Source organism: Delftia sp. DT-2, assembly GCF_028401915.1.
Lineage (GTDB): Bacteria > Pseudomonadota > Gammaproteobacteria > Burkholderiales > Burkholderiaceae_C > Comamonas > Comamonas tsuruhatensis.
In genome coordinates, this window is record NZ_JAQOTI010000014.1 from 105,349 (window position 1) to 116,446 (window position 11,098).

Sequence of the window (11,098 nt, forward strand, 5' to 3'; positions counted from 1 at the left end):
GCAGCCCTCCCGCAGGCGCCGGTCCGCGGCATGGGAGCGGCACAGGAAACACACGATGAGACTGCTGCTGGTGGAGGACGATCTGGATCTGGGCAATGGCGTGCGCATCGCATTGGGCGATCACGCCATGGACGTGGTCTGGGTGCGCCGCCTGTCCGATGCGCTGCGCACGCTGGAGCAGCAAAGCTTCGAGATGGTGCTGCTGGACCTGGGCCTGCCCGATGGCGACGGCATCAGCCTGCTGGCGCGCCTGCGCCGCGAATGGCGCCGCCTGCCCGTGCTGATCCTGAGCGCACGCGACAGCCTGCATGACCGGCTGCACGGCCTGGACAGCGGCGCCGATGACTATCTGGTCAAGCCCTTTGCCCTTGCCGAACTGGTGTCACGCGTGCGCGCCCTGGCGCGCCGCAGCTATGGGCAGGGCGACGGAACGCTGCATCTGCGCGGCCTGTCGCTGCACGAGCCCACGCGCCGTGTCAGCGTTGCAGGCCAGAACGTCGAGCTGTCCCGCTGCGAATTCGACCTGCTGGCCCTGCTGCTGCGGCGCATGGACCGCGTGGTCACGCGCAGCGGCATCGAGGAGGAAGTCATCCCGGGCGGCAGCGCCAACGGCAGCAATGCGCTGGAGGTCCATGTCTCCAACCTGCGCCGCAAGATCGGGCCAGGCTTCATACGCACGGTGCGCGGCATTGGCTATGTTGAAGCGCGTCGCGATAAATGCGGCGCCCCACGTGAGATAAATGCCCAAGAGCGACGTTTCTGAGGGTGCAAAGAAATTTCTGAAAGCGCGTCCTGCGATGCCTTCGCGTGCATGATATGTGCCTCACATAAACGGAGCGGACCATGCCCAGGAGAATGCAGACAGCAGACGAGATACGGGAGAGCATCCACCAGCGACTCTACGTAGACAGAGCGCTCGACGGAATGCTCGCGGACATTCCCTATATCTCAGTGCAGCCCTTGCCGCCAGGACAAAACGCGGCGGACACGAACTGGACGATATCGTGCGCAGGGGCCTCCCCAGAGATGACAGCAGCGGTATACCGGGCTATGTCTGCGGTACAGGCCGAAGTGGATCTCGCAGTTCCGCCGCTTGGTTCCAGCGCATTCTGAGCCGCATCAAAACAGCCCAGCCGGCTCGGCCTCCCGGTCCCAACTGTAGATCACCAGTTCGCCGCGTTCCACGCGATTTGCCCCGCCCCCCACGGTGTAGTCCAGCTTGAGAGCTTCCATGTCGAAATCCTTGAAGCACTCACGGATCTCGGGGTGGTCGTTGATGCTGACCACGGCCTTGCCCTTGATCGTCTTGAGCTTGGCGGCCATCAGCTCGTACTGCTCCCAGCGAAACGGCACGCCGTAGCCCTCTGTCTCCCAGTAGGGAGGGTCAGCGTAGAAGAGCGTGTGCGGCCGGTCGTAGCGGTCGATGCACGCCGCCCAGTCGAGCTGCTCGACGTATGTGCCGCCCGCAAGGCGCAAATGCGCTGCTGACAGCGTTTCTTCAATCCTGAGCAGATTGATCGCCGGCGCAGTGGTCGCCGTACCGAAGGTCTGTCCGCTGACCTTGCCCGAGAAGCAGTGCTGCTGCAGATAGAAGAAGCGCGCCGCACGCTGCACATCTGTGAGCGTTTCCGGCCTGGTCTCCTGTAGCCACTTGAACACCTGGCGGCTCGTCAGCGCCCATTTGAACTGCCTGACGAATTCCTCCAGGTGGTGCGTGACAACACGGTAGAGATTGACCAGGTCGCCATTCACGTCGTTCAGCACCTCGACGTCGGCCGGGTGACGGGCGAAGTAGACGGCCGCGCCGCCCGCGAAGAGTTCGACGTAGCAGCTATGGTGGGGAAACCGCTTCAGGAGCAGGTCGACGAGGCGGCGCTTGCCGCCGATCCAGGGAATGATTGGGTTTGTCATTTATCTCAGCTGTCGGCCCGCTCTGGGGCTCTGGTGTGGCGCTCGAGGCGCTCAGCTGATTGAATGCCCCGCACCTGGGGCACTTGATTGCCAGGCGGGAGAAAACCCCTTCGCCCAACTTGCGGCGGCAGGAGCCGCAGCGTATTTCTTCCATTGCAAGCCTCTTTCCTATACGGAAAATCCGGTATGCTGGCGCCGCTCTCGCGAGGGTGGCGGGCCTTGCCGGGCTTGCAGGCTCGTTCTGCATGTTCGGGGCTCGGCCCGGTGTTACCGCACCTGGCCGGGTCGCCCGTCTTTTTTTAGATCACGTCTACATATACAGGCAGATCGGGCGCAGGCCCCTGTATCACTCCTTCCAAAACAAAAACACTGGCCCCCTCGGCGGCCTGGCCCTTGGAACGCACCCGGCCAGCACCGGGCAGTTCCACAGTGACCGCGCCATCGGCAACAGCCACCACTTTGCCAATCTGGACCCGGCCAGGTGCGAGGATCTCCTTCAGCTGCAGGTAGAGGTTAGACATGGCTGTCGACCTCCAGCGCCTGCGTCAGCACGGGGTACTGCTGCGAAATCGACGTGCCGCGCACGATGCCCAGGCGCCTGGTGCCGGCGTCGTCGTAGTAGCGCAGCACGCGGCCAGGCTTGATCACGCCGGTCTCGGCCAGCACGGGCAACGTCATCTTGTGCTTGAGCTGGCGGCCGGATTCGGCCAGCTCGGCAATCGCGCGGGCCTTGGCGGCGCCAATGGTCGTAATCAGTGGGTGCACGGCCATTGGCTGCTTGAGCACGTCTCCAGCCGTGCCGGCGCGGGTCAGGTCGCCCATCACGCCGCCTGCCTCGCCCGCGACGAATATGCGGTTGTACTCGGGGACATCGATCACCTCTGTCTCGCCCACCTCGGCAATGCCCTCCGGCAGATCGATGTCAGGCGCCAACTCGTTCCACCGCCACCAGGGCAGCGGCCAGGCTGGCAGCGCGTGCAGGACGGGGTCCGTGTCGTGCGGCTGCAGGTAGCCGCCTACGCTGCCTGCGATATCTGTCAACGCGCTGATATAGGTGCCCTGGTGCATCCAGACACCACCAGGAACAAGCCAGTCAGTGAGCTGGAAATCCACTGCCCAGCCGAAGCCCACTCCATTGACAGTCAGCACCTCGCTCATGAGCTGCTGCGCCGTGCGGTCCAGCGTGTGCGTGAACGTCTGCACGGGCGCATGCGGCGCGTCCAGCAGCGCAGCTTTGCCCCGGCCCGAGACAGTGACAAGGTGCTCGGGAAACCGCTTGCTGCGGCCGATGCGCTCGCCCTGCAGCCGGAAGGGCTGGCCGTTCACGCGCACCTCCAGCTCGACGGGCTGGCCGCCCGTGCCGGGCATGAGCGCGTCACGCGCCGAGGCGTGGAAGCTGGCGGAAAACGTCCAGGTCCACGACTGCCGGTTGAGCGACATCTGGAAGCTCTCGCTGGGCAGGGGGGCGCCGGCCAGGTCGTCAGCGCGCCGGATCTCGACTGAATTGATCACGATGTAGGTCCTTCTGGGCGGCACCACGATGCCGGGCGTGGGTGTGTTGCGGTCCTCGCAGATGAAAACGAGGCGCGTCGGTCGGCCGCCGACTGCCGGCAGCCGAAACAGCAGGCGTACTGGCGAGCTGGGCACGTAGCACGGAGTCTTGCCAGGGGGCACGACAACCGGGCTCTCGCCTGACGCGGGCCGGATGGCCTCCTGCCAATGAACATCCAGAACGATGCGCCAGCGCTCCGCGTCGCCGAAGCCCGTGCGCAGCCACTCGGAGCGAGGCACGGCCTCTTGCCAGGTGCCGACCACGGCCGCGCGCAGGCGCAGCGCTTCCTGGTACTCGGCGACCAGGCCGCCCCGCAGACCGTCACCAGGCTGCCATGCACTGGCACTGGCCGCACGGACGCGCAGGGCCTCATGCCAGGCGGTGTAAACCGCCGCACGCCGGGCCTCGCCCTCTTGCCAAGCGCTCGCCACGGTGGCACGCATACGCAGCGTTTCATGCCAAGCAGCAATCTCTCCCGTCCGCAGACCGTCGCCAGGCTGCCATGCAATGGCACACGCGACGCGCAGTTGCGCGGTCTCCTGCCATCCCGTCTCCAGCGCTTGCGCGAGGGGCGCAGCCGTCTGCCATTCCGTGCCCAGCTCGGCCCGCGTCGTTCGGCTCACGTTCGCGTCCCACTGCGTGCGAATGTGGCCGCGCAGGCCAGTCACGCGGCCGGCCCCAAAGGCGCGGACTGCCACGCGGGCGCGGATGTGGCCGCGCAGGCCCGTGATGCGCCCACCGCCCTCGACCGTGACGGGCGGGGGCGTGCTCCCATCGTCGCGCCCGAACACCAGGGGCACGGGGCTGCCCAGGTGCAGGGGCGACCGAAACAGGAGCCTGGTGCCCTCTGTCATGACAGGGCCACCAATCCGAGCTGGACCAGTCCGCCCGTGTAGAGCATGGGCGACGTCTCGCCCTCGGGCGTGGCGCCACCGATGACGCGCAGGCCGCCGCCGTGGTCCATGTCCGTCACATCGCAGCGCGCCAGCACCGCACCATCGGCCGCGCGCCACTCTGCCCAGCGCGGCAGGCCGTTGGACTGCACCATGGCGCCTGCAGGCGTCTCCACATACAGCACCAGGCTGCTGCCGATGATGTTGCCGCTGGGCTTGGCCAGGACGATCTCGGCCTGGGGCGCATCCGCATGCGGGTCCGTGATCAGCGCTGGCCTGGCTGTCGAGAAAAGCGCCAAGCTGGCCCGGCCAGGCCCGGTGTCTGCGCGTGTCAGCATCGCAGCCAGTTGCGCCAAGGCCGTCGTTTGCGTGATCTCCCAATCGCTTGCTGGCGCGCTCATGGCATCAGCTCCATGCCGCCCGTGACCAGGCTCAGGTTGTCGGCGATGACCGCGCGGTAGTTGTGCTCGTAGTCGTGAGCGATGACCGTGTAAGCGTGGTCGGTCTCGATGTACTGGAAGTCGTAGGCTCCGCTCATGGCATCGCTCCACTGCTGAGCCACGATCATCATGTCGATGTCACGCAGCAGGCTGACGCGCCTACGCAGAGGCACGTCTGCAGGGGACGCATCGCGCTCGACCGTGCCACGAATGCGGCCGTTGGCTGCCCTGTCGAACAAATAGTTGGTCCTGGACTTGCCTACAAGCCCGAGGAGAGTTTCGCCAGTCGGTGGCATAGCGCCGCCAGGTGAAGCTACGACAAACCCGGAAGACAAGGCTCGGCCTGCGACGCGGTTGAGCAAGATGGTCGATGCCTGGGCGCTGAGAGGCAATGAAGGCACAGCGAACGGCCCCGTGTACTCTGCGCGGGGGCTGAAGCAGACATCGTCGATCCAGCCGAGCCATCGGTCCGAAGAAACGCCATTGAACTGCTGCATACCGAGCGCGATGCTGCCGCTGGCAAACGCCGCAGGCCCTGCCGGACTCGACCCGGTAAAAGCCGCTTCGCCGTCCACGAACATCGTGTATATCGATCCCGCACGGACGAGCGCAAGGTGCACCCAGGTGTTGGGCTGCACGGCCCGCCCGGTACCAGGATTGAGCGTTGCCGAACCGTTGGTCGCATACAGCACGTACTTGCCGTTATAGACGCCGATGTTGGCCCGATTGTTGAGGTCAGAGCCGAGCTGAAGCAAGTGCGACCAGGTGGTTGCTGTCGGCCCCGTGAAGTACGACCATGCTTGTAGCGTGAAGTCCCCGCCTCCATAGCTGAATCCGTCGACCTGGATGCGGCTTGTATCGTTGCCTGCGAACCATGAAGCTGCGCCGAACCGGGCTTGTGCAGTGCTGCGGGCAGCTGACGAGCCGCCGTACTGGACAAGTTGAGCACCACCGAACGCCAGGTTGCGTGGCACCGAAGTATCTGCTTCAAAGTCGATGAGCAATTGCACAGCCTCGTTGGTTGGCGTGCGCGGAAAGCCCATGGCGCTTGCAGTCAGGGCTCGCGGGCCGGGCCATGCGATACCCCAGTAGCTGCATGCAGTGGTCCACAGCGCGCCATCGTCGGACCATTGCAGGGTCGCCATGAGAGAAAAGCGCAGCGGGTTGGCAGACGAGCCGAGGCGGATGTCTGTCACGTCCTGCGGCGACGCTCCAAAATCCCAGATCAACGTCACCCCGCGCGGCAGGCTGACCGACGAGACAGCCGAACCATCTGACAGCGCGGCGACGTTGGCGCCGTTGCTTGCCGTGAGCGTGGCTGAAGCATCCACGCGCGTTGTTCCGGCGAGAAGCTGGAACTCTGTCAGTTCGATCACCGCGCCGTTGTCGTAGGGCTCCATGCCCCAGGCGCGCCAGTAGCGATGTGCTGCCATGGTGTCAGCGCCAAGGCCCGGTCACGTCAATGAACAAGACGCTAGTGTTGCCGCTCGAAGAGGTGTTGTCGAAGTTGCTGCCGCCCGCGCCGTGCACTGCTACCAGAGTTTTTCCAGTGAGCGCACCCGTGCCGGGAACCTTGTCGCCAGAGCGGAAGCTGTCATAGCCGGCGGACTGCAGCATTTGATAGGACCCTGGGATCTCCGCCCTTGGCAAGTTGTTGTCAGCAGTAGAGATGACGCGTCGCGTCAGGTAGAGGCCGCCATCGATGGGGTTTGGAAATGCACCGTGAACGTTGGTGACGCCGCTAATTTGGGTAGGCGAGACACCCCCCGCTCCCCACACAATGAGCTTGTGCAGCACGCACGACCCAAGCCCCGAGTACGCACGCGCGCACGCAGAAACCCCCGGCGTAGTCGAAGACAAACAGTTGTCGTACTGGGAGTAGCTGGTGCCTGAAGTTGAGTAGTTGAGCAAGCAAGCGTATGCATCGCCCGATGGCCGTGTTACGACAGGATCACCGAACGCGCGGATATTCCCGATCTGCCGATTTGCAGCGTTGGCAGTGCCTGGCAGCGTCGAGATGTAAAAGAATCGACTGTCTGCCGCAAAAGCCCAACCCACAGGATTGCTGTTCGCTGTGCTTGCCTTCGGCCAGTAGCCGCCGCCGCTTTGCTGGCTATCGAGTGGAAATAAGCCAGTGCCTGTGTTCGCATCTTGCATTGTCTCGAACCCGCGAACTCGCGCCCACATGGTGCTTGTGTCATCGACGCGTAGCAGCATCTTGCTCGACTGCGGGTCCGCGCACTGGTACACGGCGATGTTCGTGCCCGTGAACGCTTTGACCCAGCCAGCTGGTGCCATCTTGATCGTGATCGTTCCCGTGTATGTGCCATCGGGCAGCGTCGTCGCAAAACGCACCAGGCCGGCGCCCACGGCCGTCACCTTCTGCTCGCCGTTGTGCCCGGCCCAGCCAGCGGGACCACCCGCTACGCCCGCGACGAGGATCACCGAGTCCACGATGGCACTGTGCTGACCGGAGAACGCGGCCGTGGCGACGCCGCCCGAGACGGTCAGCGACGTGAGCGTCTTGGTGTCAAAGCCGGTCACAAGCAGCGCGTCGAGCAGGGCGATGTACGAACCCACGGTGCCACTCAGCGCCGGGGCGCCGGTCATTGAACTGAGGAAGTGCTTGACGGAGGTATCGACAGGGGATGCCATGTGTGTGCTCTCTGAATTGTTTTAGAAGGAAGCCTCGGGCGCGCGGCCCACGTCGCCGCGCTGGACGATCCAGCAGCGGTCATCAATGCCGGCCGGGCTCGATGGCTGTGTGCAGCGGACCAGGTCGATGGCGGCCTCGGCGCCGATGGTGTCGATGAACACCACATTGCCCCCGACCCAGCCGGCGCCCCAGCCTTCTGAGCGCACACGCATGTACGGCGCTCCGGCCGCAGCGTTGAGAGGTGCGAAGTCCGCGTTGATGCTGCCGCTGGCGATCTGGCCCAGGTGCTGGCCAATCAAGTCGAACGTGCTGCCGTCTTGTCGGATGCGCAGCGCCCATCGCTCGGTGATGGCGCCGAGGTTGGAGACCTCGATAGGGAAATCGTTGTGCCGGTATGTGGCCGTGGCCTCGCCCTTGGAAGGGTCCAGGCCGTCATACCAGGTCGTGCCGTTCCAGCTCGCTTGGTCGTACACGCGGGAGACGCGGGCGAAGCGGTCGCCGAAGCGCAGCGCGGTCGAGAACACGGCCCCAGCAGGAAAGGCATAGCCCACGGGCTGCGTGAGCTTGACCTTGCCGTCGATGCGAACCTCTGCGATCTGCCGGTAGACCTCGGTGCGACCGATGACTTTGACGGCGGCTGGGTAGCCGGCCAGGTCGGTGAATTTGACGGTGCCGGCGTCGAGATCAGCCGTGTAGCCCGTGCGGATCTCTGCGCCCGTGGCCGCGTCCAGCACCTGGACGAACGACAAACGCTGATGGCCCAGGTTGATTGTCTGGCCCACTTCGGGCACAAACTGGACGCCGCCATGCGTGATGCCGATGACACACGTGTCGCCCGGCCGGGCAAACGCGACGCGGCCGTCCGATGGCAGCGCTGCAGGGTCGATGCCCATCAGCGTCACGTCGACCGGCAGATAGATATAGCTCACCGCGCTGTAGCGCAGCGTGGTCGGGTCGACTGGCCAGGGCCGCCAGATCCTGCCTGGCTGCACTGCGCCAACATCGGCCGCGCTGTACCACCACTCGGCCTTGTCTTCGGCTGTGAGGCTGGTGTCGAGCACGAAGTCGCCGAACATGAGCTGGACGCCGCCACGGCTGAAGTCGACGCGGCCCCACATGTGCGAGCCCGTGATGTTGCCCTGCGCGTCGACGTTGGCCGTCAGCGTGTTGCCGCGCGTGTCCACCACCGTCAGCACGAAGCCGCCCGCGCCTGCCCGCAGCGGTGCGGCGTCCGTATTGAAAAACACGCTGGCCGTGGACCACTGGCCCGCCTGCGTCCACAGGCTCTGCAGCTGAAAGTCCGTTGCACCAGACCCGCCGACGACATAGTCGTACATGCCCACGGTGCCTGCCGCGTAGTCGATCTTGCCGCTGGCAATGCCAGGGTCCGTGTCAGTGCGGCCGCGATAGATCACGCCCTCGAAGTCGACGTAGGTCTGGCCCATCCAGCGAAACTGCACGCTGCCGGCAACGACGCGCTGCGACGTGTACGGGCACAGATCCATCGTGACCTCGGCGGGCTTGTAGGTCTCGCTGTGATTGCGCGGCACGCCGGCACCGACGCGATAGCGTGCGACGATGCTGGAGCCCCCGAGCATCTCCTCGCCGACGCTCGCGGTCCCATATTCGCCGCCCTTCTTGCCGTTGTCCTGCCAGACGCCCGAGCCATCGCCCACCGCCCGCGAGAACTGTTTTGCGTCCTCGAAGTCGCTGCGGTAGGACTCCGTCTTGCGGTCGAACTCGATCATCTTGAGCTGGACCTGCTTGCCCGCATAGTCCACGGTGCCCAAGGCTGCGGCGAAGCGTCCTGCGCCGTCGTCGGTTACCGTCTTGATAGAGACCAGGCGGTTATCGGCCGTGGTGCCACTCTGTTCAGAGAGGCTCGCGCTGCTGCCGTTTGTTGTTGTGACCGCCACGGGGCGGAGGATCATCTCGTAGGCCATGGGGCGTCCTATACGTATGCTGCACGAATGGCGATGTTTTGACCGGGCGACTGTGGCTCTTGCCATTCCGGCGTCGCTTTGAAGATGTAGTTCACGTCTGCGGTCTTGCTCGATGTCGTGGTGGTCAAGTTGCCGCCTGCGGTCTGGCTCACCGCACGCGCAACGCACCACTCGATTTGCAACGTCCCGGCCGCAGGCTGCTGCGCCAGGCTGAAAGCCGCGATCCCTGTGGCGTCAGGCCCCCCGCTGATGAACTCGGTCACCAGGGTTTCGAGCTGGCAGTCGACCTGCAGCTCGGCGCCCGGGTCCGGCATGAACTTCGGCCGCAGCAGCACAGTGCGGCTGTGGTAGTCCACAACGCCCGTAGCGTCGCCCGCGAGCTTGCCCGCGCCGGCTTCTGTGACTGTCCGCACAACACCGCCGCTTGTGTACTTGACGACCAGGGTGCCGGGGACGATGCGGTCGTACTTTGTGGCTTCGTCCTGGCCACCCACGACCCAGCAGAACTCAGGCGGGCGGATGGCAGCACCCTGGTTGGCGCGGTTGTTGTACGAAACGCGGGCACCATGGGTCAGCGCGATGGAGCTGCCGATATCGGGGATGGACTTGAGCGTCGCGCTGATGCTGCCCGTCAAATAGTTGACCGCGCCGCCGCCTGCGCCCACCAGCTTGCCGTTGCCGTCATCGGTCAGGGTGTAGCGCTGGCCCAGGGCCCAGAAGTCGATGAAGATCGTGCCGGGCTCAGGCAACGGGTTGCATTGCCAGACGAAGGTCAGGCCCGCGCTGGCTTCATCGATTACATATCGCTGTGTATGGGGCGTGATGCCCACTTCCACGCGACGCGGCGCGTCTGCGAGCAGGATCGTTCGGCGCGCGGCCGGCATCTGGTCGACCGAGGCCACCTCGGAGCGGCTGTTGGGCACGACTTGCGTGTAAATGCTGGCGAGCTGGAGCCAGGCGTCATTGATCTGGCTCGCCACGGTCAGACGAGTGGCGCTGTAAAAAAGTCCCGAGTCGCTGTAGACGGTCTCGCGCGTCAGCGTCTTGCCTGCGGCACGTGCGAAGGTGCGCGCTGCAGGCGAGCCCGGGAAGTCGTAGAGCAGGCCGTCGAACAGCTCGCACGTCGTGACCTGGGCCAGGAAGTCCACCAGTTGGCCGCCTGAGGTCTCTGTGAACATGCGGGTCACGGTGTCCGTCGCTTTGATGCGAATGCGCTGCCGGCGCTCGCCAGCCTGGCCCTCGTTGTAGACCAGGACGAAAGTGCGGCCGATGGCCGGTGGCGGCATGCCAGGGCGCTGGAAAACCTGGATGCTGCGCATCGTCGTGAAGTGGTTTTCGAGCAGGTAGCCCGCGAACTCACTGCCGGCTGCCATGCCGGATTCGATGCGCTTTGCGATATCGGCGCGCGTCGCAAAGGGGCTCTTGAGCGACAGCAGCGTGACAGAGACATTGGGGTCTGCAGGGGGCTCGGCAAGGATCACGTTGCAGCCCATGAATGGCGTGCGGTCCGTATTCCTGAGCACGCCGAAGACCTGGTAAATCTCGACGCGGCCGGTGGTCCTGGTCTCTTCGGAAATGTCTGGAAAAATCTCGTTTGACCGGCCCGATGTGAGCAGTTGGGAAGACGGCGGACCGCCGCCCTCGGGCACGTCGGCCATATTGGCAGAGCGTGCGAAACGGATGTCGCCTGCGAGCAGGGCCAT

At 65.0% G+C, this 11,098-nt stretch carries 10 protein-coding genes; 1 reads left to right on the plus strand and 9 read right to left on the minus strand.

Going from position 1 to position 11,098, the window contains the following annotated elements:
• The first annotated feature begins 55 nt into the window (after positions 1–55).
• On the plus strand, positions 56–763 hold the full coding sequence (locus PO605_RS23865; protein WP_272206953.1) for a response regulator: 708 nt from the start codon (positions 56–58) through the stop codon (positions 761–763).
• A gap of 356 nt (positions 764–1,119) precedes the next feature.
• Here PO605_RS23865 and PO605_RS23870 read toward each other — a convergent pair whose 3' ends face one another.
• The 9 genes from PO605_RS23870 to PO605_RS23910 are packed head-to-tail and all read right to left on the minus strand — an operon-like array spanning position 1,120 to position 11,098.
• Positions 1,120–1,911: a DNA adenine methylase gene (locus PO605_RS23870; RefSeq protein ID WP_016450717.1), complete on the minus strand. Its 792-nt coding sequence runs from the start codon at positions 1,909–1,911 to the stop codon at positions 1,120–1,122.
• Positions 1,832–2,158 carry a Com family DNA-binding transcriptional regulator gene (locus PO605_RS23875; RefSeq protein ID WP_317616913.1) on the minus strand — a complete coding sequence of 109 codons (327 nt, stop codon included), beginning with the start codon at positions 2,156–2,158 and terminating at the stop codon, positions 1,832–1,834. The genes PO605_RS23870 and PO605_RS23875 overlap by 80 nt, the downstream gene beginning before the upstream one ends.
• A 52-nt stretch (positions 2,159–2,210) precedes the next feature.
• Positions 2,211–2,432, minus strand: a complete 222-nt coding sequence (locus PO605_RS23880; RefSeq protein ID WP_016450718.1) for a hypothetical protein — start codon at positions 2,430–2,432, stop codon at positions 2,211–2,213.
• Positions 2,425–4,317, minus strand: a complete 1,893-nt coding sequence (locus tag PO605_RS23885) for a hypothetical protein (RefSeq protein WP_016450719.1) — start codon at positions 4,315–4,317, stop codon at positions 2,425–2,427. Before PO605_RS23885 ends, PO605_RS23880 begins: the two co-directional genes overlap by 8 nt.
• Positions 4,314–4,757, minus strand: coding sequence for a hypothetical protein (locus PO605_RS23890; protein WP_133073422.1), 444 nt, complete (start codon positions 4,755–4,757; stop codon positions 4,314–4,316). The genes PO605_RS23885 and PO605_RS23890 overlap by 4 nt, the downstream gene beginning before the upstream one ends.
• Complete coding sequence (locus tag PO605_RS23895) at positions 4,754–6,196, minus strand: LamG domain-containing protein (protein WP_189354190.1); 1,443 nt, start codon at positions 6,194–6,196, stop codon at positions 4,754–4,756. The genes PO605_RS23890 and PO605_RS23895 overlap by 4 nt, the downstream gene beginning before the upstream one ends.
• A 37-nt stretch (positions 6,197–6,233) precedes the next feature.
• Entirely contained in the window at positions 6,234–7,451 is a 1,218-nt protein-coding gene (locus PO605_RS23900) for a hypothetical protein (RefSeq protein WP_272206954.1), read from the minus strand.
• A gap of 21 nt (positions 7,452–7,472) precedes the next feature.
• A complete protein-coding gene (locus PO605_RS23905; RefSeq protein WP_272206955.1) occupies positions 7,473–9,395 on the minus strand; it encodes a hypothetical protein in 1,923 nt (640 codons plus the stop codon).
• An 8-nt stretch (positions 9,396–9,403) separates the two neighbouring features.
• A complete protein-coding gene (locus tag PO605_RS23910; protein WP_272206956.1) occupies positions 9,404–11,098 on the minus strand; it encodes a hypothetical protein in 1,695 nt (564 codons plus the stop codon).